General features: G+C 67.1%; 25 protein-coding genes and 1 tRNA gene. 8 read left to right on the forward strand and 18 right to left on the reverse strand.

The window, feature by feature from the left end; translation table 11 throughout:
- Positions 1–14 precede the first annotated feature (14 nt).
- Positions 15–548 (forward strand): DUF7519 family protein, encoded by a 534-nt coding sequence (locus tag BM282_RS03995; RefSeq protein ID WP_089876971.1) that lies wholly within the window; start codon positions 15–17, stop codon positions 546–548.
- Between the two features lie 11 nt (positions 549–559).
- Here the strand turns inward: BM282_RS03995 and BM282_RS04000 are convergent, their stop codons facing one another.
- Positions 560–1,459, reverse strand: coding sequence for a halocarboxylic acid dehydrogenase DehI family protein (locus BM282_RS04000; RefSeq protein WP_089876973.1), 900 nt, complete (start codon positions 1,457–1,459; stop codon positions 560–562).
- A 46-nt stretch (positions 1,460–1,505) separates the two neighbouring features.
- Entirely contained in the window at positions 1,506–2,456 is a 951-nt protein-coding gene (locus BM282_RS04005) for an AAA family ATPase (RefSeq protein WP_089876975.1), read from the reverse strand.
- Between the two features lie 104 nt (positions 2,457–2,560).
- Between BM282_RS04005 and BM282_RS04010 the strand changes: the two genes are divergently transcribed.
- A tRNA-Ser gene (locus BM282_RS04010) sits at positions 2,561–2,645 on the forward strand.
- 34 nt (positions 2,646–2,679) lie between these two features.
- Here BM282_RS04010 and BM282_RS04015 read toward each other — a convergent pair.
- The 4 genes from BM282_RS04015 to BM282_RS04030 form a co-directional block, all read right to left on the reverse strand.
- Entirely contained in the window at positions 2,680–3,660 is a 981-nt protein-coding gene (locus tag BM282_RS04015) for a hypothetical protein (protein WP_394327782.1), read from the reverse strand.
- Between the two features lie 77 nt (positions 3,661–3,737).
- Positions 3,738–3,995: a DUF4177 domain-containing protein gene (locus BM282_RS04020; RefSeq protein WP_089876979.1), complete on the reverse strand. Its 258-nt coding sequence runs from the start codon at positions 3,993–3,995 to the stop codon at positions 3,738–3,740.
- A gap of 87 nt (positions 3,996–4,082) precedes the next feature.
- Positions 4,083–5,081, reverse strand: a complete 999-nt coding sequence (locus BM282_RS04025) for a Gfo/Idh/MocA family protein (protein ID WP_089876981.1) — start codon at positions 5,079–5,081, stop codon at positions 4,083–4,085.
- Positions 5,078–6,229 carry a DegT/DnrJ/EryC1/StrS family aminotransferase gene (locus BM282_RS04030; RefSeq protein WP_089876983.1) on the reverse strand — a complete coding sequence of 384 codons (1,152 nt, stop codon included), beginning with the start codon at positions 6,227–6,229 and terminating at the stop codon, positions 5,078–5,080. Before BM282_RS04030 ends, BM282_RS04025 begins: the two co-directional genes overlap by 4 nt.
- A 219-nt stretch (positions 6,230–6,448) precedes the next feature.
- On the opposite strand from BM282_RS04030, the gene BM282_RS04035 reads away from it, so the two are divergent.
- Complete coding sequence (locus BM282_RS04035; RefSeq protein WP_175501349.1) at positions 6,449–7,411, forward strand: glycosyltransferase family 2 protein; 963 nt, start codon at positions 6,449–6,451, stop codon at positions 7,409–7,411.
- Positions 7,412–7,448: 37 nt separating this feature from the next.
- On the opposite strand, the gene BM282_RS04040 is transcribed toward BM282_RS04035, so the two are convergent.
- The gene (locus BM282_RS04040; protein WP_089877381.1) at positions 7,449–8,972 is read right to left on the reverse strand and encodes a lipopolysaccharide biosynthesis protein; all 1,524 of its coding nucleotides are present in this window, start codon (positions 8,970–8,972) and stop codon (positions 7,449–7,451) included.
- Between the two features lie 239 nt (positions 8,973–9,211).
- Here BM282_RS04040 and BM282_RS04045 point away from each other — a divergent pair, with 239 nt between their 5' ends.
- Both BM282_RS04045 and BM282_RS18395 read left to right on the forward strand, forming a co-directional pair.
- Positions 9,212–10,807 (forward strand): molybdopterin-dependent oxidoreductase, encoded by a 1,596-nt coding sequence (locus tag BM282_RS04045; RefSeq protein ID WP_089876987.1) that lies wholly within the window; start codon positions 9,212–9,214, stop codon positions 10,805–10,807.
- Positions 10,808–10,905: 98 nt separating this feature from the next.
- Positions 10,906–11,082 carry a hypothetical protein gene (locus tag BM282_RS18395; RefSeq protein WP_175501350.1) on the forward strand — a complete coding sequence of 59 codons (177 nt, stop codon included), beginning with the start codon at positions 10,906–10,908 and terminating at the stop codon, positions 11,080–11,082.
- Between the two features lie 38 nt (positions 11,083–11,120).
- Here BM282_RS18395 and BM282_RS04050 read toward each other — a convergent pair whose 3' ends face one another.
- From BM282_RS04050 to BM282_RS04065, 4 genes are all read right to left on the reverse strand, one after another.
- On the reverse strand, positions 11,121–12,689 hold the full coding sequence (locus BM282_RS04050) for a (R)-citramalate synthase (RefSeq protein WP_089876989.1): 1,569 nt from the start codon (positions 12,687–12,689) through the stop codon (positions 11,121–11,123).
- Between the two features lie 75 nt (positions 12,690–12,764).
- On the reverse strand, positions 12,765–13,115 hold the full coding sequence (locus tag BM282_RS04055) for a DUF192 domain-containing protein (RefSeq protein ID WP_089876991.1): 351 nt from the start codon (positions 13,113–13,115) through the stop codon (positions 12,765–12,767).
- 205 nt (positions 13,116–13,320) lie between these two features.
- Positions 13,321–13,674: a HalOD1 output domain-containing protein gene (locus BM282_RS04060; protein WP_089876993.1), complete on the reverse strand. Its 354-nt coding sequence runs from the start codon at positions 13,672–13,674 to the stop codon at positions 13,321–13,323.
- A 116-nt stretch (positions 13,675–13,790) separates the two neighbouring features.
- The gene (locus BM282_RS04065) at positions 13,791–14,480 is read right to left on the reverse strand and encodes a helix-turn-helix domain-containing protein (protein WP_175501351.1); all 690 of its coding nucleotides are present in this window, start codon (positions 14,478–14,480) and stop codon (positions 13,791–13,793) included.
- 82 nt (positions 14,481–14,562) lie between these two features.
- On the opposite strand from BM282_RS04065, the gene BM282_RS04070 reads away from it, so the two are divergent.
- A complete protein-coding gene (locus BM282_RS04070) occupies positions 14,563–15,123 on the forward strand; it encodes a DUF7097 family protein (protein ID WP_089877384.1) in 561 nt (186 codons plus the stop codon).
- A 5-nt stretch (positions 15,124–15,128) separates the two neighbouring features.
- Here BM282_RS04070 and BM282_RS04075 read toward each other — a convergent pair whose 3' ends face one another.
- Positions 15,129–16,313: a lysylphosphatidylglycerol synthase transmembrane domain-containing protein gene (locus BM282_RS04075; protein ID WP_245758292.1), complete on the reverse strand. Its 1,185-nt coding sequence runs from the start codon at positions 16,311–16,313 to the stop codon at positions 15,129–15,131.
- Here BM282_RS04075 and BM282_RS04080 point away from each other — a divergent pair.
- Complete coding sequence (locus tag BM282_RS04080; protein ID WP_089876999.1) at positions 16,294–16,845, forward strand: GMP synthase subunit A; 552 nt, start codon at positions 16,294–16,296, stop codon at positions 16,843–16,845. The genes BM282_RS04075 and BM282_RS04080 overlap by 20 nt on opposite strands.
- Before the next feature lie 40 nt (positions 16,846–16,885).
- On the forward strand, positions 16,886–18,796 hold the full coding sequence (locus BM282_RS04085; protein WP_089877001.1) for a DUF2070 family protein: 1,911 nt from the start codon (positions 16,886–16,888) through the stop codon (positions 18,794–18,796).
- Positions 18,797–18,843: 47 nt separating this feature from the next.
- Here BM282_RS04085 and BM282_RS04090 read toward each other — a convergent pair whose 3' ends face one another.
- From BM282_RS04090 to BM282_RS04115, 6 genes are all read right to left on the reverse strand, one after another.
- Positions 18,844–19,044, reverse strand: coding sequence for an HVO_0649 family zinc finger protein (locus tag BM282_RS04090; protein WP_089877003.1), 201 nt, complete (start codon positions 19,042–19,044; stop codon positions 18,844–18,846).
- A gap of 71 nt (positions 19,045–19,115) precedes the next feature.
- Positions 19,116–19,382, reverse strand: coding sequence for a DUF3194 domain-containing protein (locus tag BM282_RS04095; RefSeq protein ID WP_089877005.1), 267 nt, complete (start codon positions 19,380–19,382; stop codon positions 19,116–19,118).
- Positions 19,383–19,386: 4 nt separating this feature from the next.
- Positions 19,387–19,776, reverse strand: coding sequence for a prefoldin subunit beta (locus tag BM282_RS04100; protein ID WP_089877008.1), 390 nt, complete (start codon positions 19,774–19,776; stop codon positions 19,387–19,389).
- A 67-nt stretch (positions 19,777–19,843) separates the two neighbouring features.
- Positions 19,844–20,095, reverse strand: a complete 252-nt coding sequence (locus tag BM282_RS04105) for a KEOPS complex subunit Pcc1 (protein WP_089877010.1) — start codon at positions 20,093–20,095, stop codon at positions 19,844–19,846.
- Positions 20,096–20,123: 28 nt separating this feature from the next.
- Entirely contained in the window at positions 20,124–20,258 is a 135-nt protein-coding gene (locus tag BM282_RS04110; RefSeq protein WP_006056430.1) for a DNA-directed RNA polymerase subunit P, read from the reverse strand.
- 33 nt (positions 20,259–20,291) lie between these two features.
- Positions 20,292–20,573 carry a 50S ribosomal protein L37ae gene (locus tag BM282_RS04115; RefSeq protein ID WP_089877012.1) on the reverse strand — a complete coding sequence of 94 codons (282 nt, stop codon included), beginning with the start codon at positions 20,571–20,573 and terminating at the stop codon, positions 20,292–20,294.
- Positions 20,574–20,622 lie beyond the last annotated feature (49 nt).

Here is a 20,622-nt window from a genome sequence, read left to right on the forward strand (position 1 = left end):
GGAGGAGGCACGCGATGACCGAAATCACTCGCCGGCCGTCGCTGACGGGCATCTCCGTGTCCCTCGTCGCGGCCGCCGTCGGGTTCGTCGGCGTCGGCGTCGCCTCCGCGGGAGCGGTCGCACCCGCCGCCCTCGGCGTCGTCGTCCTCGCCGTCGGCGTGTTCGTCGCCTCTCGCCGCCTCGTCACGCTCGGGACGACGGCGCTGTTCGCGGGCGTCCTCTACGCCGGCGCCCAGGGCGGGGCCGCCGAACCCCTCCTCGTGGCCGCACTCGGCACCGTCGTCTCGTGGGACGCGGGCGAGTACGCCATCGGCGTCGGCGAACAACTCGGCCGCGACGCCGAGACGGCGCGACTCACGCTCGTCCACTCGGCGACGACGCTCCTCGTCGGCGTCGTCGGCATCGCCGTCACCTACGCCGCGTACCTCTCGGTCGGCGGCGGCCAACCCATCGCCGTGCTGGTGCTCTTGCTCCTCGGCGTCGTCGCACTCGTGGCCGCACTCCGCGGCGGCCGGGACGAGGGACGGCGAGTCCGTCGCGGGCGGTAGCGTCTCCGCTCCTACAGCAGGTCGCGTTCGCCCGACGCGCCCACCGTCGCGGCGAACACCGGCAGTCCCGGAAGCACCGTCTGGACCGGACCGCCGTTGAACTGCCGGAACAGCGCTTGCGCCGACGATATCGTCTCGTCGTCGAAGCCGGCGCGTTCGAGGTCGGCGGGCGCGAGTCGGGGGCGGTAGGGGGTGGTGTCCACGAACGACGACACGAGGTCGTCGGTGCGCTCGCACGCCGTCTCGAAGGCGTCGCTCTCTAATCGAGGCTCTGTGTCCGCCCACATCCGCTCGAAGAACGACGGCCACTGCGCGAGCGTCCGGTAGATGCTGGGCAGTTGGTCGTCGAACCCGTGGAACGTCTGTACCGCGTCGACGGTGTCGCTCAGCGAGTCGGGGACGTCCTCGGCGTCGAGCAACGTCGGCGCGCGTCCCCGGTCGGCGTCGAGCCAGTCGGGGAACGGTTCGGTCGCCGCCCGGTCTTCGGCGGGGGCGTGACCGACCGGTTCGTCGTGGAGCGCACGGTCCATCGTCTCGAACAGCACCGCGAGACGGGGCGCGACCACGTCGTACGTCGCGAGTTGCCCCCGCAGTTCGCGGTAGGCGGCGGGTTCGAGGCCGACGTCGCCCGGACGGTACGTCGCAAGCGCGTCCTCGGCGCTCGGTTCCGCGTCGTCCATCGCTTCCAGCACGGCGTCCCGGTACCGGACGGTCAGTCTCGCGAACGCCCGCGTCTGGAAGACGGGTTTGACCTGTCCCCACGCGTGGCGCAGGAACGCCGGTTCGTTGGCCATCGTCGTCCGGAATATCCAGTTGACGATGGGGGCGCGAAACGTCCGTTTGACGTCCGCGTACAGGCCCCGCCGCCATCCGCGGGCGTCCAGTTCGTGCAGTTGCTCGTCGGTGTCCATACGGGACGGTCGGACGGCAGGTACGTAGCTGTCGTGCCCGACGCCGCTACTCGACGGTCGGTACGTCCACCCGGCCGAGGACGTCCGAGACGACGTCTGCTTTCGCTACGTCGTTCACCTGCGCGTCCGGCGTGAGGACGAGACGGTGCGCGAGGACGGCCGGCGCGACGCGCTTTACGTCGTCGGGCGTGACGAACGCTCTCCCCGAGAGGACCGCACGGGCGCGGGAGGCTTCGAGGAGTCGCTGCGTCCCGCGGGGGGAGACGCCGACTTCCACCCGCCGGTCGGTTCGCGTCGTCCGCGCGACGTCGGCCATGTACCGCAGCAGGTCCTCGTCGACGCGCACGTCTTCGGGGACGAGGCGCACGTCCATCACTTCGTCTCGCGTCAGGACCGACCGGACGCTCGGACTGCGCGACTCGCGGCCGACGCGTCGGCGGAGGAGTTCGACCTCGCCGTCGGCGTCGGGGTAGCCGATTTCGGTCTTGACGACGAACCGGTCTATTTGCGCTTCGGGGAGCGGGAACGTCCCCTCGCTCTCGACGGGGTTCTGCGTCGCGATGACGAAGAACGGCTTCGGGAGTTCGTGCGTCTCGCCGTCGACGGTCACCTGCGCCTCCTCCATCGCCTCCAGTAACGCCGCCTGCGTCTTCGGCGGCGCGCGGTTTATCTCGTCGGCGAGGACGACGTTCGCGAATATCGGCCCCTCGGAGAACTCGAAGGACTTCTCGCGTTCGTTGTAGATGTTCGTCCCCGTCACGTCGGAGGGGAGGAGGTCCGGCGTGAACTGCACGCGGGAAAAGGAGAGGCCGAGGGCCGTGGCGACGCTCCGCGCACTCAGCGTCTTTCCGGTGCCGGGGACGTCTTCTAAGAGGACGTGACCGCGGGAGAGGACGCCGAGCATGATTCGCTCGAAGAACTCCTGCTCGGCGATGACGGCCTTCGAGACCTCTGCGAGGACGTCGCCGCACGCCTCGCTCGCTTCGGGGATATCCATACCACGTGTGGAGTCGTCACGTGACTTAGTCCTCCGGGTGACTCCCACGTGGGCCGTCGAAACCGAAACCGATTAAACGCACCACCTCCCAACAGAGAATGCAAGCCGAGGTAGCCTAGCCCGGCCAAGGCGGTAGATTCGAAATCTACTGTCCATTCGGACACGTGAGTTCAAATCTCACCCTCGGCGCTTTCTCACGGACTCACCACTCGGAGCGGCGCGTTCACCGCTGTGAATCTCGCAGAATCAGCGGTTCGATGGCGAGCGTTCGCTTCGCGACGGTGACGATGCGGAGGACGTAGGACGTGAACAGCAAGAACGGAGTCAGCGTCAGCGTGAACGCCGCGCCGACGAGGACCGTCATGTGTTCGACGCCGAACGTCGTCCCCGGGAACGTCGCCGCCTCGACGACGGTGAGCATGACGCCCGCGACGACCAACGCGGGGACGGCGACGTACAGTATCATCTGCGAGAGACTGATGAGCGCCCACTGGAAGTAGAGCGTCTTCACGTGTTCTCGCGCCGGACCGAACAGCGACAGCGCCGTCTTCAGGTCGTGGAGGAGGTCCTCTTCGGGTTCGCCGAGGTCCTCGGCGTGGTCGTGCGCCAGCCGTTCGACCTGGTATATCTTCCAGCCGTAGTTGTAGTTGAGCGCGGCGAACAGCACGTCGAACGTCCCGAACGTCGCGCCGTCGAGTTGGTCGCGAACCGTCTCGGAGTTGCCGACGACGCTGTCGGTGAACTCGTCGACTTCCCACTGCAGTTGCTCGCTGTCGATACCGCTCAGGCCGTCTCGAACCGCCTCCGCTCTCTCTTCTGCGACGTTCACGAGGTCACGGAGGAACGTCGAGGGGTCGGCGGGACTCGGCGTGCCGATGAGTTCCTCGGCGTAGTCGCGAAAGTCCATCGAGTTCTCCATCCGTTCGCGCTGGTCTCCGAGGGGGCCGTTCTCCTGCGAGATGACCAACTGACCGATGGTGACGACGAGCGTCACGCCGGTGATGATGGCGCTGATCATCGTCGAGAACATCGTCTCTATCGTGTCCTGTGCGTCGAGTTGCGGGAGGAGCGACGGGGGGACGACTTCCACGAGGAGGACGAACGAGACGAACACGCCGAGTGCGAGCACCGCGGTGACGTGCAGGCGGTTCGCGGCCAGCAACACCCATATCTTGAACCGGCTCTCTCCTGCCCGGTCACGCATCGTGTTGGCCGTGCTCACGTCGACGCTCCGGTCGACGTCGTCGGAGTACTCCGCGTTGGACCCGCTCGACCCGTCGCTCACCATTCGCCCTCCTCGTCCGCGCGGGTGTCTCCGTTCGCCTCACCGGGCGCGTCGTCGCCGGTGCGAACCGGCCGTTCGAACACGAAGTACTTCGTCCCGCCGCCGGTGTAATCCACCGTCTCGACGAGTCGCCACCCGTCGGCGGCGAGTTCGTTCAGCACCGACTTCGGGTCCTCGGCTTCTTTCTTGGTCTCTCCTCTCGGCGGTCTGATGACCTCGTACTCCCACCGCTCGGTACGGTCGTCTGTCACCATCGTCGAAGTCCACTCTTCGAAGCCCAATAACGGTACTCGCCGTCTGTCGCGCGGACCGTCAGTCGGCTGGCAGGACCGGACTCGGCCTCATCGCTCGACGCTGACGCGTTCTGCGAGGTCGTTCGACCGCTTCGCGGCTTCGAGAAGTTCCACGGTGACCGCGCCGACTTCTCCCGACGCACGCGGCACCGTTCGTGTCTCGCACGCGTCGATGAACGCCTCCACCTCCGCACGGAGCGGTTCGTCCGGGTCCGTCTCGTGCCGTTGCTTTCCCTCGTTCCACTCGCGGAGAACGCCCCCTTCCTCGATAATCTCGGAGTCGTACAGTTCCAGTACGGTATCTTCGAGGTAGTCGATGTACGCCGACCGTTTCGTTCCGACGACGGTCACGTCGCGACGCTTCCCGAACACGGGTACCCGCCACGACTCGTTGATGACGCCGGTCGCCTGCCCGTACGAGAGGAGGACCGTCGCCGTCTCGTCGACGTCCGGTCGAATCGTCGAGTCGAGTTTGCAGTAGATGCTGTCGGGCCACTGTCCGAGGAGGAAGTTGTAGACGTCGATGTCGTGGACGGCGAGCGAGAACAGTACGCCCGTGTCCTCTCGCGGAACTCTGAACGCGAATCGATTCGTGGAGAGATACCGTATCTGTCCGAGTTCGCCGCGGTCGATACGCCGTTTCAGTTCGAGCAGTGCCGGGTGGTACCGGAAGATGTGCCCGACGCCCAGCACGCGGTCGTTCTCCGCCGCCGTGTCGACGATGCTCCACGCATCCTCGCTGTTCTGCGCGAGGGGTTTCTCGACGAGGACGTCGATGCCGTCTTCGAGGAGGTCCGTCGCGACCCGATAGTGCGTCGGTGTCGGCGTCGCGACGACCGCCGCGTCGACGCCCATCGACGCGAGTTCGGCGTAGTCGACGGTGTAGGACACGCCGTAGTCCGCCGCCGACTGCGACACCCTGTCCTCGTTCGTGTCGCAGAGTACGACGGACCCGACGAGTCCCTCGTCCAGCAGTTCGGCGGCGATACGAGCGTGGTTGCTCCCCCAGTAGCCCATCCCGACGACGGCGTAGCAGCGGTCGGTCACCGCCGGTCTCCGTCGCCCTCGCGGCCGTCGTCGCCGTCGAAGTACGCCTCGACGGCCGAACAGACGCGGTCGATTTCGACTTCGGTAATCCGGGGGTGCATCGGGAGCGAGACGATGCGTTCGTACAGTCGGTCGGTGACCTCTAGCGTCGTCTCCTCGGCGTGACCGGCGAGACTCGGGTGGCGGTGAAGCGGCGTCTCGTAGTGAAGTCCCGTCTCGATACCCTGTCTCGCCAGCGACGCTCGGAACTCGTCGCGTTCGCTCGCGGGGACCTGAACCACGTAGAGGTGGTAGACGTGGAACGCACCGTCTCGTTCCGTCGGCGTGACCACCTCGGGGACCGAACCGAGCCGTTCGGTGTAGCGCTGCGCCGCCCCGTTGCGCCCCTCGTTCCATCGTCTGACGTGCCGCAACTGTTCTCGACCCACGGCGGCGTGAACCTCGCTCAGTCGATAGTTGAGTCCGAGCGCTCGGTGGACGCCGTCGCCGTCGCGGCCGTGGTTCCGCAGTCTTCGCGCGGACTCAGCGACGTCGTCTCGGTCGGTGACGAGCATCCCGCCGTCGCCGCCGACGGTCATGTTCTTCGAGGGGTAGAAGCTGAACGCGCCCGCGTCGCCCGCGGTTCCCGCGACGTGTCCGTCGCGTTCGGCGAAGTGCGCCTGACAGGCGTCTTCGACGACGACTAAATCGTAGTCGTCGGCGACGGCGGTGATGGCGTCGACGTCTGCCAGATGGCCGTAGATGTGGACGGGCATCACCGCCGAGGGGTTCTTCGCGCCGGCGACCTTCTCTTCGAGGTCCGCGGGGTCCATCGTGTACGTCTCGGGGTCGACGTCGACGAACACGGGCGTCGCCCCAAGTTTGAGCGCCGGAGACGCCGTCGCGAAGAACGTGTTTCCGGGGACGAACACCTGTTCGTCCTCGCTCCCCCCGACGCCGGCCGCTTCCAACGAGAGGAGGAGGGCGGCCGTCCCACTGCTGACGCCCACGGCGTGTTCGACGCCGCACTCTTCGGCGAACTCTCGCTCGAACGCCTCCAGTTCCGGTCCCTTCACGTACCGCGTGCTTCGAAGCGCGTCGGCCACTCGGTCGACGATAGCGTCGTCGACGTAGATATCGGTGAACGGAACCGAATCGGGGTCGCTCATCGTTCTCCGAGAAGCCGTTCGTATCCGTAGTGAGGGGCGTCGTCGGCAAATCGTGTCAATATAAAACTACGAACGGTCATACACTCCGAGTCGTCCTGATTCTCGATAAACACTTCGGGAATCGTCTCTCTTTGATACATTCTTCGTCTCTAGTACAATCGTCTCAGAACGCTGAACGTAGGAGAATTGATTTAATCTGGCTTCATGTATATTGGCTGTATGACAAGTGTGAGTGTCCTCATCCCGACGTACAACCGGGCGGCGTACGTCGGCGGAGCCATCGACACCGTCCTCGAACAGACGTACTCGGATATCGAAGCGGTTGTCGTGAACGACGGTTCCGACGACGACACGCGGGCGGTTCTCGACGCGCGCGCGGGTGACCGCGTCCGCGTCTTTCACAACGACGAGAACCGGGGCATCTCGTACAGTTTCAATCGGGCGGCGGCGGAGGCGAGAGGAGAGTATCTCTGTATCCTCGGCGACGACGACCGGTGGCACCCCGTGAAGGTCGAGCGGCAGGTTCGGCGAATGGAGTCGCTCGGAGACGAGTACGGCGTCGTCTACACCGGCGGCTTCTGCGTGCGAGACGACGTCGTGACGGACGTCTCTCGGCCGTCGTGGCGCGGTGACATCTATCCCGAGATACTGGGAACGTTCGGCGTCGGTCCTCACTCGGGACACATGATTCGTCGCGAGGCGTTCGAGGCCGTCGACGGATTCGATACGGCGTTCCCTCGCGGCGTCGACTGGGACATGTCGATTCGACTGGCGAAGCGGTATAAGTTCGACTACCTCCCGGAACTGTTCGTCAGGCGGACGCTCCACGACGACAACATCTCGCGCGAACCGGAGCAGATGGACCTGTACAGTCTCGTCCTCGACAAGTACGCCGACGAACTGTACCGCCATCCCGACGCACTCTGCCGACTCTACTCGCAGTGGTACTATCAGAAACGGGCCACGCACGCGTTGCACCGGGGAGAGACCCGACGGGCCGCCCGGTACTTTCTCTCGGCGTTCCGTCTCCGCCCGACGGCCACCCTCGCGCTCTCGTGTCTCGTCTCGATGCTCGGGCCGCGGGGGTTCGACGCGGCTGGCACCGTGCGTCGGCGGATGACCGACTGGCGAATCCGCGCTACCGGCGAGTATCCGTGGACCGGCGTCTCGTCCGGACCCTGACACGCCGACGCCCTGACGACCGGGCGACACTCTCCCGTCACGTCGACAGCGCACCGACTATCGTCCGACCCAGCGTCCCGATGTCGTAGTCGAACCAGCGTTCGAGGAGAAGGACACAGAGACCGTACGTCACCACCCCGACGGCGACCAACACGCAGAACTCCAGGGCGTCCGAGCCGAGGGAGACCGATTCTCGGGTCGCGTACACCGCCGCGCCCATCACCGCACTCGCGGCCGCGGGGTAGCCGAGGACTTTGGCGAGACGAGCGTAGCTCCCGTCGATGGTCTTCATCGCCAGATAGTATACGATGGGCTCGGAGAACAACAGCGCGTTCAGCACGACGACCAGCGCCGTCCCTTCGATACCGAACCGCGCCGTCGCCGGGTAGATGAGGACGGCGACGATGAGCGCCTTTCCCAGCTGAATCTTCGTCGAGTAGTCCGGCCGACCGACCGCGCGAAAGAGCGGGCCGCTCGTCGACCCGAGCGCCCGGACGAGTCCCCAGACGGTCAGCAACTGCAGGGTCAACACGGCGGGTACCCACTCGTCTCCGAGGAACCCGCGGACGAACGTGGGGGCGACGACGACGATACCGACGGACATCGGAATCGAGAGAAACGCCGTCAGCGTGAGCGCCCGGAAGTAGCCCTCTCGGAGTCTATCGCGGTCCGTCTGGACTTTCGAGTACGTCGGGAACGCCACCGTCGAGATGAGCTTGCTCACCATCGTCGCGGGGGTGTTCGACAGCCGATAGGAGTACTGGTACAGCCCCAGCGCGGTCGACCCAAGAAACCACCCCACGAACAGGTCGTCGCCGGAGTTCGTCAGGAAGACGAGGATGCTCCCGCTCGTTATCCACTTCCCGTAGGAGAGCAGTTCTCGGAGGCGAGTCACTTCGAGCGCGGGCCGCGGCCGGTAGTCGTGGACGAGGTACGAGACGACGAGTTGGACGGCCGCGCCCGCGACGGAGCCCGCGACCAGCGCCCAGACGGACCCCGTGGTGAGGGCGACGCCGACGGAGACGCCGGCGCTGACGACGGCGAGACTCGACTGGTAGAGGAACTCCCGGTGGAACTGCAGGTCCTTCTGGAGGTAGACGAGCGCAGGGTTCTGGAGCCCCGCCAGCAACGGCACGACGCTCATCACCCTGAGAATGGGAACCACCCGCGGTTCGCTGAAGAACGCGCCGACCCAGGGCGCAGCGGCCACCAGGACGACGCCGAGAACGACGCCGCGGAGCGACTGGACCGTCCACGCGGTGTCGAGGTAGCTGTCGACGCGCGCCTCCGCCCGTTGGACGAGCGCTTCGGAGAACCCCAGTTGGGTGACTTCCCGGAGTGCGGCCATCGTCAGGACGGCGAGACCGACCAGTCCGAAGTCGCGCGGCGAGAGCAACCCCGCGAGCACGACCAGCTTTCCGATGTTCAGAAACTGCGTGAGACCGTTGGTGACCCCGAGCCAGACGCCGCTCTTCACCGCCTGCTGTGTCACGCTGCCGGCCGGCCGGAGCCGTCGGACGAGCGCGACGAGCGACTCCCTGAGCGACTGTAGCGATATCATGTCTGCGCACTTCCCGTCTCGACCGCGTCCCGACCGCACGTCGTACGGCGACGACGCGGCGTCTCCGGGCTGAAATCCAGAGCGGTTCGGATAGATATGTCTGTGAAACCTGATGAATCTGTGCGTCCCGACGCGCCTCGCTCGCTTCCCCCCTCGCGGCGTTTCCCGTGAGATTCGACGCGAAGTTGGGTGAGATTCTGAAGAAGGTACATCCCCGTCGGACTCCCACTAGCGAACAGATGACACGGAACCGCCTCGGCCGACGACTCGACTCGACGCACGCCACCGCCCTCTTCGCCGGTATCGCGGCCGTCGCCGGGTCGTACGCCGCCGCCGGGTTCACCCCCGCGTTCGTCGTCGCTCCCGTCGAGGCGTTCCTCACTCGGACCGTCCCCGACGCCGTCCTCCGGTTCGCCATCACGACGCTCGGCACGTTCGCCGGCATCGACCACTTCGGACAGTTGCTCAACCTCGCACTCGCCGTCGGCCTCGCGACGGCGGTACTCGCGGGGGCCGCCTTCGCGGCACTCCTCGCTGGCCGCCGACTCGACAGCGCTCTCGCGTCCGTCGGTCTGGCTGGGGGGTTCGCGTGGGGACTGACGGCCGTCCTCACCGGCGCGCCGTCGCTCGCACTCGGTGCCGGCGCGGGGAGTGCAGTCGTCGTCGCCGCCGCGGAACTGGCGGCCGCGACGCCCGCGTCGACGACGGACACCGTCTCGTCCGCCCGGCGACGCGTCCTCGGCGGTCTCACGACGGCACTCGGCGTCGGAGCCGTCGGGTACGCGTTCGGCGACACCGAGACGGCCGGACGCGGTGAGTCGAACGCCGCATCGGTGGACGACTCCGCGGGTTCGGGAACGCGGGGGTCGGACTCGGCGTCCTCGACGGACACCCGGTTCGGCGACCCCGACGCGACGCGCGAACTCCTCGACGAGGCGGACCGCAGGACCCTCGACGTCGAGGGACTCGAAGGACTGGTCAGCGACGACTTCTACCAGGTCGACATCAGCAACGTCGACCCCAACCTCTCGGCGGACGACTGGACGCTCTCGGTCACCGGCGCGGTCGAACGCCCCGCCAGCTACACCTACGACGAGTTGGTCGCACTCGGGGCCGAACAGCGCTTCGTCACGCTCCGATGCGTCAGCGACCCCGTGAACGGCAAGCTGATGGACACCGACCTCTGGACGGGCGTCCCCGTCTCGCGCATCCTCGAAGAGGTGAACCCGCGGGGGACGCACGTGATGTTCCGCGCGGCCGACAACTACTACGAGGAGTTCCCCGTCGAAGCGCTCCGAGAGAGTTTCCTCGCCTACGGAAAGCACGGGGAGGCGCTCCCGCGCGGGCACGGCTACCCCGTCAGAGCGCTCGTCCCGGGCCACTGGGGGGAGATAAACGTCAAGTGGATAACCGAGATAGAGGTGCTCGAGGGGCCGGAGAAGGGCTTTTGGGAGAAGCGGGGATGGCACGGAACCGGCCCGGTCAACACCGCCGCGAAACTGCACGCGACGAACCGACTCGGAGACCGAATACAGGTCGCCGGGCACGCCTACGCGGGCACGCGCGGCATCGACCGCGTCGAAGTCTCCACCGACGGCGGCGACTCGTGGACGGGCGCGACGCTGTCGGACCCCCTCCCCGCGGGAACCGACGAGGCGGGCGAGTTCGCCGAGGACGCGTGGCGACAGTGGGAACACACCTACGACGACCCCGGAGAGAGACACACCGTCGTCGTCCGCGCGACCGACGGCACCGGGACGCTCCAACCCCGCGAAGAAGAGGGACCGTATCCGAGCGGGTCGACCGGATGGGTGTCGAAGTCGATATCGAAGTGAGACCGCCGGCGACTTCGCAGTCGATGCTTCGCAGTCTTCCGATTACACTTTCACTCCGCTAGGATTGGCTACTTATCCGTTCTCGTGAATGTGGATGTATGAACGCGCTCGCCGCCGAGCGACCAGACGAACGCACGAGGCAGACACGCCGCATCGACGTGACCGAGTTCCGGACGAAGCGCGTCGCCGAGTACGCCGCCGCGCGGTTCGACGGCGACGTTCGGTTCGAACGGCGCGGCGGGTGGACGTACCTCGTCGGCGAAGAGCGTCGCTGACGAGGGAGCGAAAGAACGCGAAACGCGAGGGTGCCGACTCAGTCGTCCGCGCGCGGCGGCGACTCGGCGGTGTCGTCGGCGTCGCCCTCGGCGACGAGGAGTCGGTCGAGCGCTTCGACCATCGCCTCGACGCTGCAGCGCGTGATGTCGGAGTCGCTGGTCGCGACGGTGACCGAGCGGTCGGCGTACGACATCTCCACCTCGACGGTGACGACGGCGTCCGTGCCGCCGGTGATGGCGTCGACGTGGTACGAGTCCAGTTGCGCGTCGGCATCGGGGCCGAGCGCCGAGCGGACGGCCTCGACGGCGGCGTCGACCGGACCGCTCCCGGTCCCCGAGGCCACGCGTTCGTCGCCGTCCACGCGGAGGCGGACGGAAGCGGTTGGCGTCCCGCCGCCGGACGCGGCCGTGAGGTCGAGGAGTTCGACCCGGCGGTCGCGCTCTCTGCCCTGTACGTCCTCGGCGATGGCGAGGAGGTCGGCGTCCGTGACGCGCTTGCCGCGGTCGCCGACCGTCTTCACGCGCTGGACGACGGCGGCGAGTTGGTCATCGGTGACGTCGACGCCGTGTTCGTCGAGGGCGGCCGCGACGCCGGCGCGTCCGGCGTGCTTGCCGAGGACGAGACGACGCTCTCTGCCGACCGTCTCCGGCGCGTACGGTTCGTACATCGCGTCGTCTTTCAGCGTCCCGTCGGTGTGGATACCGCTCTCGTGCGTGAAGGCGTTCTCGCCGACGACGGCCTTGTTCGGCGGCAGGGGGACGCCCGTCGCGCGGGCGACTTTCTGCGCCAACGAGTAGAGTTCGTCGAGTTTCGCCGTCTCGACGCCGTAGCAGTGCGAGAGCGCGATAGCCACCTCTTCGAGGGCGACGTTGCCGGCGCGTTCGCCGATGCCGTTGACCGTTCCGTGGACCATGTCGGCCCCGGCGGCGAGACTGGCGTAGACGTTCGTCATCGCCAGTCCCAGGTCGTCGTGCGTGTGCGTCGACACCGGCCCGAGTTCGGCGAGCGCGGAGACGTACTCGTACGTCGTCTCGGGACTCGCGTGGCCGACGGTGTCGGCGTAGCAGGTCCGGTCCGCACCGGCGTTCAGGGCCGCCTCGGCGATGTCGACGAGGAAGTCGAGGTCGGCGCGAGAGCCGTCTTCGCCGATGACCTCGACCCAGAGGCCGTGGTCTTTCGCGTAGGCGACGAGGTCACCCGTCGTCTCGACCACCTCTTCGCGCGTCGTCCCGACCTTGCCCTCGACGTGCTTGTCGCTGGCGGGGACGACGATGGTGACGCCGTCCACGTCGCAGTCGAGTGCGAGGTCCACGTCGCGGCGGACGCCGCGGGCGAAACTCGTTATCGTCGCGTCCAGACCGAGGTCGGTGACGCGGCGAATCGTCTCGCGTTCGCCCTCGCCGGTACAGGCGCTTCCCGCCTCGATGTAGGCGACGTTCGCTCTGTCGAGTGCGCGGGCGATGTCGGCTTTCTCCTCCGGCGAGAGCGAGATACCCGGCGCTTGCTCGCCGTCGCGGAGCGTCGTATCTAACAGCTGTACGTCGTCGTCAGAATCCAGGACGGATGCGAGGGGTGTTGTGGGGTTACCCCCGAATAAATCGACCACGAGTCATGTGCTCACACGCTCCGAGGCCGTGGACGCACTTAAACGAGACCCTCCCGACAGTTTTCGCCGTTCCGATTACGGGTCGACGAGACGGACGGTGTCGCCGCGACTCACGCCGTCGGCGGCCCCGGCGGGCAGTTCGATGATTCGGTCGGCGAGTCCGAAGCCGACCCCCGTCCACCCGGAGAGTCGCTTCACCTTCGTCACCTCTTCGCCGACCAACCAGAGAGCGTCGATGTCGAACGGGACGAACACCATGTGGAGACTCCGCCTGTCGACGTCGTCGAACTCGAAGACGAGGCCGTAGTCGTCGGGGATGCGGCGACGGAACATCAGTCCGCGAGCCTTCGAGAGGAAACTGTCCGCGACTTCCACGTCGCTAGCGAGGGTTCGACCTGTTCCGTTCCGGCGGTGTTCGACGCGCACGAACGGGCCGTCACCCGGCGACTACATAAAATATCCGTGCGACGGCGTCCTCTCGGTCGTCGCGTGCTTCGACGCGTCCCCGTGGCGTTCCCCCTCTGGGAGGCGTCAGAGGCGAGTTGTCGGTCGTGATTTCCCGTCTTCGGTAGGCGGCGAGTCCCCAGTTCGGTTGCGTCCGGTCCCACCGGCCGTCGCTCGGGTTCCGTCCTCAGTCGTTCGCGAGACGTCTCGCGTCCGTCGAGATACCGCCCCAGTCCTCGGCGGCGTCGTAGATGGTGAGCGTGCGGTCGGACTCGACGACGAGTTCGTGGCCGTAGGCCGAGAGTGTCACGGTGAGGTCGGTGGTCGGCCCGTCGAGGAGCGTCGCGATGGCCTCTGCGTCGACGCCTTCGCGGTGAAGCGGCGGCAGTTCCATCGGGTCGTTGCCGGTGGCGGCGGCGACGGCTTCGATGATGGCCGCCGTGAGGTCCTCGGTCGGCCCGATTTCGCGGACGTGTCGCCGCGCCGAATCTGTCGATGGACCTATACCTGATTGCGTCGAGTCGGAGTTTCCATGATGCATGAGTTGTCTCGCCCCGCGGCTGATGTGTGTTCTTTGTGACACTCTCGCCCCGGGCCACCCGCGTCTAGAAGAGACGTCGGCATGAGTGCTCGTCTTCGCTGTCGAAGGAGTTGAAGTCAGTCCCCCGACCGAGGGGAAGACGTAGGTCCGTCGGCTTCGGCGTCGGGGTGGGCGACGAGCGTACTCGCGAGCAGTCGCCCCGTCCCCCGACGGATACGTCCGGACAGCGCTCGGCTGCTCACGTCGAAGTGTCTCGCGAGTTCTTCGGTCGTCGTCTCTCGCGGTTCGGCGAAGTACCCCGCGTGGTACGCCGTCGTGAGCGTCTCGCGCTGGGCCGCGGTCAGACCGTACGTCTCTTCGCTGAGTTCGTGGAGACTGTGAACCTTGACGACGCTCACGTCGATGTCGCGTTCGTTGCAGAGCGTCTGGAACGTCGCGAGATTCTCGCGCTCCGAGAACCGGAGTTCGAACCGCCAGCCCCGCACGTCACCGGACGCCTCCAGCACCGTCCCATCGGCGTCGATGATAGTCGTGATGAACTGGTCCATCGTCGGGTCCCACCGGAGACGGTACAGCGTCACGTCCTCGAACGACTCGACTCGTCTGGCGTTCGCGATACCGTCGATTTCGGCGGCGACGCGTCCGAATTCGTCCGCGCTGTCTCCTCGCACCCAGACGTAGGGGAGCACCCCCCCGTCGACGGGGACGACTCGCTCGAGGTCGACTCTGACGGACGGAATCGCCTCGATGACCCGTCCGAGTGCGAACGTCTCGCCCCCGAGTTCGAACGCCGCTATCGCGCCCATACAATTCCTGGCTCGTGCGCGCGAAATAATCATATCGGTGGCGGTCCGCGCATTGAAGACGGACGGCGCGGAACGAGAACGCATGGAGAAGACGCCCACGGGAACGCCCGTCGGCGTGGACGACCCGTACGACCACGCGGGCGTCTGCGACCACCTCACCGGCGACGGCCGCTGTCGGTTCGCCCTCGACCGTGCGGGCGACGACCCCGAGTTCGCGGCGGCCAGGCGAGCGGACGACTACGCCTGCGTCGCCGCCGACGAGGACGCGTCCTTCCGCGACTGTCCGCACTACCGGTCGACGACGGACGGCCGCGAGTGCGTCCGCTGTGGACTCGAAGAGGTTCGGATGGCCCACGAAGCGGGCGAACGAGCGCTCCTCGAAGAACACCACCTCTCGTACGGCGAGGCCGCGAGCGACGGCGGCGTCCCGTCCCACGAGATAACCGTCGCGCTCTGTCGGTGGTGCCACACGAAGGTCCACAAGTCGTTCGCTCGCGTCGACGACGACGCCTCGCCCGACCCCGAGGCGTTCGCCGCGCGCGAGGCGCGTCGCTCCCGCGAGCGAGCGGAGTTCGGATTCAGTTCCGCGGCGGAGCGATACGGCGCGGACGGGGAGAACGAGCGGACCGACGGCGAGCGGTGACCCGGTTACCGGGGGTACAACGCGGCTAACAGTCCGGTCGCGGCGGCGTCGACGGCGACGACGACCCAGTAGCTACAGACGCGGTACAGCAGTGCGACGGCCGCGGCGGTGCTGACGGGGACGCCGGCCGTCGCGACGAGTCCCGCGGTGACGGCGACTTCGATGCCCCCGGTTCCGCCGGGGAGCGGCGACCACCCGACGAGGCCCGACGCGGGGGCGACGAACAACGCGGCGGCGACGGGGACGTCCGCGCCGAGTGCGGCCGCCGCGAGCGCGAGTGACGAGCCGAATCCGACCCATCCGACGGCCGCGAAGAGGCCCGTCAGCGCCACCCGTTTGCGGTCCTGTCCCACCTCGTCCAGCGTCCGGAAGTAGCTCTCGACGCGCCGTGAGACGCTCTCGGGGTGGAGGTGCCGTTCGAGCGTCGAGATTCCGAGTCGCGTCGCGAGTCGATAGCCGACGCCGAAGACGCCGCCGACGACGCGTTCGAGCACGTCGCGGCGGCGCGTGACGAGGGCGAGGACGCCCGCCGCGACGACGACGGCGCCGACGAGGCCGGCGACGAACGTGCGAACGTCGCCGATGCCCGACCCGACGACGAGGACGACGAGGCCCGTCGCGGACACCGTCACCGCCGTGAGGAGGTTCAACAGGTCCGCGACGGTGACGGCGGCCAGCGCCTCCTCGTACTTCAACTCGAACGGACGCGAGACGGCGTAGCCGATTATCGCCGACCCGCTCAGACGACCCATCGGGAGTATCTGTCGGGCGAAGTCGCCCGAGAAGTACGCGAGGCGGTAGCGGAGGCCGCCGATGACCTTCGTCGTTCGGACGGCGTGGCGGAGCGACTCTCCCCACGAGGCGATGGCGGCGACGCCGGCGAACCCGGCGGCGGCGACGAGCGAGAGGTCCGCGCGAGCGACGGCGGTGAGGACCGCTCGCCCGCCGGTGAGGCTGACGAAGACGGCGAGAACGACGAGAGCGAGACCGACGCCGACCACCGCACGGACGGCCGGGCGGGCGCGGGTGAGCACGCGGGGTGGGTTCACGTCCCCACGGACGGCGGCGAGTGACTTCAGTTGCGTGCCGTCGCCCGGTTGGGCGACGAGCGATTCCGTCGGCGCGTTCCGGACGCTTTTTGACCACCACCCGACTACCAGTTCGCAACTGATGACTCGCATCGTCGTCATCGACAACCACGGCCAGTTCACCCACCTCGAACACCGAGCACTCCGTGACCTCGGTATCGACACCGAACTCGTGGACAACGACACACCGCCCGAAGAGCTAGACGCCGACGGTATCGTCCTCTCGGGCGGCCCCGACATGGACCGCATCGGCAACTGCCCCGACTACCTCGAACTCGACGTTCCCGTCCTCGGCATCTGCCTCGGGATGCAGATACTCGCCGCCGAACTCGGTGGAACGGTCGGCGGCGGCGACTACGGCGGCTACGCGGACGTGAACGTCGACATCCTCGACGAGGACGACCCGCTTCTCGGCTCGCTGGCCCCCGAAACGCGCGTCTGGGCGAGCCACGCCGACGAGGTGAAAGAAGTCCCCGACGGCTTCACCCACACCGCCACCTCCGACGTGTGCGACATCGAGGCGATGAGCGACACGGACCGCGACCTGTACGGCGTCCAGTGGCACCCCGAGGTGGCACACACGGAGGAGGGCGAAGCCGTCTTCGAGAACTTCCTCGCCATCTGCGAGCAGTAATCCACCGGTTTTACCAGATTACCCCGAGTCTCTCTCGACAATGACTGCCACTCAGAGCGATTTGGCGGGGCTCTCACGGTACATCTTCCGTGCCCCCAACTGGTACACCAGCCTCGCCTTCGCCCTCCTCCTCGCCGCGATGGCGGGCGTCGCCGCGTTCGACTCCGGCGAGACGATGCGGACGTGGCGCGGCATCTTCTTCCTCGGCAAGGACGCGTGGGAGGGCATCTTCTTCATCGGCATCCCCACCGTCGTCGCCGCGTTCGCCACCTCGGGCGTCGACCGATTCGTCGGCGGGACGCTCACGCCCAACCGCTCGTCGCTTCTCGCACTCGTCTGCGAGATACTCATCGTCGCCATCGTCACCGTCGCGGCCATCATCTCGGTGTTCACGGGCCTCGGCCAGCGGTTCGTCTTCGACGCTCTCGTCGTCGCCCTCGCCTCGGTGTTCGCCTTCCGCCTCCTCGTCGTGATGGCCGTCTCCCGGTCGTCGCTCCTCGTGGCGGCCGTCCCCGCGAGTCTCCAGACGCTCGCGTCCGCCGTCCTCCTGTTCGTCTACAGCGGAACGCTCACCTTCCTCTCCGTCGGCGGACCCATCCTCGACGCGTACCTGAAGCCGTACCTCGCCCGCGCCGACAGAGCGCCCGCGGCGCTGTCGGCCGTCTCGCCGGACCACTTCCTGCTTCTCGCCGTGATGTGCGTCGTCTACGCGCTCTGCGTCTACGTGTTCATCCTCGTCGTCGACCGCCCGTGGCGACGCAGTCTCGGCGTCTCCGTCCTCGACTTTCTCCGGGGGTTCATCGGTCACATCGCCGAGGGGTCCCGAGAGCTAGAGGAGTTCTTCGAGCAACTCGGCGAGGAGGCTATCGTCCCCGTGACGGTGCTCGCGTTCCGGTCCGCAGAGCGGGAGAAAGCCCGGTTCATCCTCCCGATGATTCACCCCGGGCCGATGGGCGAAATCGGCGGCGGGAACTTCCCCGAACGCGTCGCCAACCGCTCGGAGGGGGTGGCGTTCCCGCCGCACGCCACCGCCGGCCACGACTTCAACCTCGTCACGGAGCGCGAAGTCGACACCATCCTGCAGGCGGCCGACGCCGCGCACGACCGAATCGAGTACACGGCCGACGCGACGCAGTCGCTCCGCACGCGGTCCGGCGAGGCGAACGTGCTCGGACAGGGGTTCGGCGACGACGCCGTCCTCGTCTCCTCGTACGCGCCCGCGTTCGCGGACGACGTGGAGTACGCCGTCGGCCTCTCCGCGGCGGCGGAAGCGCGAACGACGGGCTTGGACGACGTGCTCCTCGTCGACGCGCACAACAGCAACGACGGACTGAACGGTCCGGACCTCGGACACGTCACGCCGGGATCGAAGCGCTCGTTCGACATGATAACCGCCGCGGGACTCGCCGGAGAACGGATGGCGGAGGCGACGCGCGGCGACCTCTCGATGGGCGTCGCGTGGGACGAGACGCCGTGGACGCCGATGGAGGGTATCGGCCCACTCGGCATCCGCGTCGCCGTCACGGAAGTCGAGGGGCAGACCACCGGCTACGTCCTCGTCGACGGCAACAACATGGAACCGGGTCTGCGCGACGACATCCTCTCGGACCTGACCGAGGGGGAGGACGCACTCGTCGACGTCGCGGAGGCGATGACGACGGACACGCACATCGTCAACACGGTCAAAGCGGACAACCAGGTGGGGGCGGCTATCGACCAGTCCGACCTCCGCGAACTCATCTGCGACCTCACGCGCGAGGCCGTCTCTGACCTCGAACCGGTGGAGGCGGGAATGGCCGTCGAACGCGCCGAGGTGACCGTCTTCGGCAACGACCGAACCGAGACGCTCGCCAGTCACGCGAACGCCGTCGTCGCCATGGGCGGCGCGTTCGCCGTCTCCATCATCCTCGTGGCGATGACCGTGAGTATCCTCATCTTCCTGTTCGCCTGACGGCGACGTTCTCGAACCGAGCCGATTTCCCGTCTACGCCCGTGCGCTCAGGTCGTGATGACCACGCTGTCGACGTAGCCACAACTCGGGCAGGTGTGTTCGTACGTCACTTTGCTCCCCGTCGTCGCCGCCGTCCATCCGCCCTCCGTGTCGTGGAATCCGCACTCCTTACAGCGCATCTGGGTTCGGTCGTATCGCTCGCGGAGGCGGTCGAACGGCGTCCCGCCGAGGCTACCTTTGACTGCCATACGGTAGCATACACCAACGTAGTTGATAACGATTCCTCACGGAATCGTGAACGTGAGAGAAGAGACGCGGGCTACGCCGCGTCGGCTTCGAACAGTTCGTCAACGGCTTCTCGCGCGGCCCGCGCCGCCTCGTCGGCGACGGCTTCGGCGTCCGCCTCCGCTTCGTCGGGCGCGTTGACGTAGACGTCCACTTCGAGGACGCCGTCCTCGAACGTGACGGTCACGTCGAAGTCCTTCACCTGCGACTGCTTGTAGCGGGCGAAGATGACGCCTTCGGCGGCTTCTGCGGCCGTCTCGACGACTGTCTCGTCTGTCGGCTCTGTCTCGTCCGTCGGCATGCGCTTACGCGCCGCCTGCGCCGCCGGGGCCCATCGGGCCGCCGCCCGCGCCGCCCTGCAGCATCTGCTGAAGTTCGCTCTGGAGGCTCTCGAACTGCTCCTGCACGCGCTCTTCCTGTTTGCTCAGCTGTTCGACGCGGACTTCGAGGCTCTCGACCTTGTCGCTCAGGTCTTCGTGCGCCGACTCGTAGTCCGTCTCGACGAGGAGTTCGCCGACTTCGCGGTACATGACGGTGTCCTCGTCGATGTCGTCGAGGGCTTCGAGCGCCGTCTCGGACTCCGAGAGCGTGGACTCGGCCTGCTGTTTCTGCGCGGCGACCTTCTGTGCGGTCTCCTGAAGGTCCTGCAGTTCTTCGAGCTTCTCCTGCGCTTCCGGCGGCAAATTACCCTGCATACCCCGACCCACGAGATGCGGACTGAAAAAGACCCGTATTCTCTTCTCTCGGCCGCGCCGCGTGCGACTACGTCACACCCGTCGCGACGGCCTCTGCGACGCCGACGAGATGCGACCACGTGTTCACGCCCGCCCGGAGGGCGACGAGGTCAGCCGCCTCCACGCACACCCGGACGACGCGGCCGTCGCGGTCCACCGTCGCTGCCGACCGGTCGTCGGCTATCTCGCCGACTTCGACCCGGACGCTCTCGGCGACGGTGCGCGCCAGTCGCTCGTCGGGGTAGGTGAACGCGAGCGTGGCGTCGTGACGAGATGACATCGAGAAACGAGACGCGACGAGGCGAGAGTTATTCGACCGGGACTTCCTTGACGGTCGGTGCGCGCTCTTTCAGGAGGACGCGGTGACCGCAGTAGGGACACCGCACGCCGCCGTACTCGTCGAGTTCGACGTCGCGCTTACACCGAGAACACTTGTAGCTCATCGTATGGGTAGTGGTGGGTCGCGGTGATGTGTCTTACGCGCTCTCCTCGTCGCCGTCACTGGAGAGTGCGGCGCGGATGGAGCGACGAACCTGCTTGCCACCGGGCGTCTCGGGACGGTACGTCCCGCCGGTGAACTTCTCGCCGGTCTTCTCGTTCTTCCAGATGCCGGTGCCGACGCGTTTGACGGATTCGCCGTCGACTTTCGCGTCGCGCATGTCGGCTTCGATCTCTTTCACACGTCGGCGGGCGACGCGCCCGTAGCGCGCACCGAACCGCCCGGCACTCCCAACTTTTCGTGCCTTCTTTTCGGCCATAGTATCGCGATGTATCCGTGGTACCGGGATAAAGCCTGCGAGTCGGCCT

It is taken from the genome of Halogeometricum limi (assembly GCF_900115785.1).
GTDB lineage: Archaea > Halobacteriota > Halobacteria > Halobacteriales > Haloferacaceae > Halogeometricum > Halogeometricum limi.

Bases quoted from the DNA above. Each gene is read 5' to 3' on its own strand.
- BM282_RS03995 (WP_089876971.1), top strand. From the start codon at position 15: ATGACCGAAATCACTCGCCGGCCGTCGCTGACGGGCATCTCCGTGTCC.
- BM282_RS04000 (WP_089876973.1), bottom strand. From the start codon at position 1,459: ATGGACACCGACGAGCAACTGCACGAACTGGACGCCCGCGGATGGCGG.
- BM282_RS04005 (WP_089876975.1), bottom strand. From the start codon at position 2,456: ATGGATATCCCCGAAGCGAGCGAGGCGTGCGGCGACGTCCTCGCAGAG.
- BM282_RS04015 (WP_394327782.1), bottom strand. From the start codon at position 3,660: ATGCGTGACCGGGCAGGAGAGAGCCGGTTCAAGATATGGGTGTTGCTG.
- BM282_RS04020 (WP_089876979.1), bottom strand. From the start codon at position 3,995: ATGGTGACAGACGACCGTACCGAGCGGTGGGAGTACGAGGTCATCAGA.
- BM282_RS04030 (WP_089876983.1), bottom strand. From the start codon at position 6,229: ATGAGCGACCCCGATTCGGTTCCGTTCACCGATATCTACGTCGACGAC.
- BM282_RS04035 (WP_175501349.1), top strand. From the start codon at position 6,449: ATGACAAGTGTGAGTGTCCTCATCCCGACGTACAACCGGGCGGCGTAC.
- BM282_RS04040 (WP_089877381.1), bottom strand. From the start codon at position 8,972: ATGATATCGCTACAGTCGCTCAGGGAGTCGCTCGTCGCGCTCGTCCGA.
- BM282_RS04045 (WP_089876987.1), top strand. From the start codon at position 9,212: ATGACACGGAACCGCCTCGGCCGACGACTCGACTCGACGCACGCCACC.
- BM282_RS18395 (WP_175501350.1), top strand. From the start codon at position 10,906: ATGAACGCGCTCGCCGCCGAGCGACCAGACGAACGCACGAGGCAGACA.
- BM282_RS04060 (WP_089876993.1), bottom strand. From the start codon at position 13,674: ATGCATCATGGAAACTCCGACTCGACGCAATCAGGTATAGGTCCATCG.
- BM282_RS04065 (WP_175501351.1), bottom strand. From the start codon at position 14,480: ATGGGCGCGATAGCGGCGTTCGAACTCGGGGGCGAGACGTTCGCACTC.
- BM282_RS04070 (WP_089877384.1), top strand. From the start codon at position 14,563: ATGGAGAAGACGCCCACGGGAACGCCCGTCGGCGTGGACGACCCGTAC.
- BM282_RS04080 (WP_089876999.1), top strand. From the start codon at position 16,294: ATGACTCGCATCGTCGTCATCGACAACCACGGCCAGTTCACCCACCTC.
- BM282_RS04075 (WP_245758292.1), bottom strand. From the start codon at position 16,313: ATGACGACGATGCGAGTCATCAGTTGCGAACTGGTAGTCGGGTGGTGG.
- BM282_RS04085 (WP_089877001.1), top strand. From the start codon at position 16,886: ATGACTGCCACTCAGAGCGATTTGGCGGGGCTCTCACGGTACATCTTC.
- BM282_RS04090 (WP_089877003.1), bottom strand. From the start codon at position 19,044: ATGGCAGTCAAAGGTAGCCTCGGCGGGACGCCGTTCGACCGCCTCCGC.
- BM282_RS04095 (WP_089877005.1), bottom strand. From the start codon at position 19,382: ATGCCGACGGACGAGACAGAGCCGACAGACGAGACAGTCGTCGAGACG.
- BM282_RS04100 (WP_089877008.1), bottom strand. From the start codon at position 19,776: ATGCAGGGTAATTTGCCGCCGGAAGCGCAGGAGAAGCTCGAAGAACTG.
- BM282_RS04105 (WP_089877010.1), bottom strand. From the start codon at position 20,095: ATGTCATCTCGTCACGACGCCACGCTCGCGTTCACCTACCCCGACGAG.
- BM282_RS04110 (WP_006056430.1), bottom strand. From the start codon at position 20,258: ATGAGCTACAAGTGTTCTCGGTGTAAGCGCGACGTCGAACTCGACGAG.
- BM282_RS04115 (WP_089877012.1), bottom strand. From the start codon at position 20,573: ATGGCCGAAAAGAAGGCACGAAAAGTTGGGAGTGCCGGGCGGTTCGGT.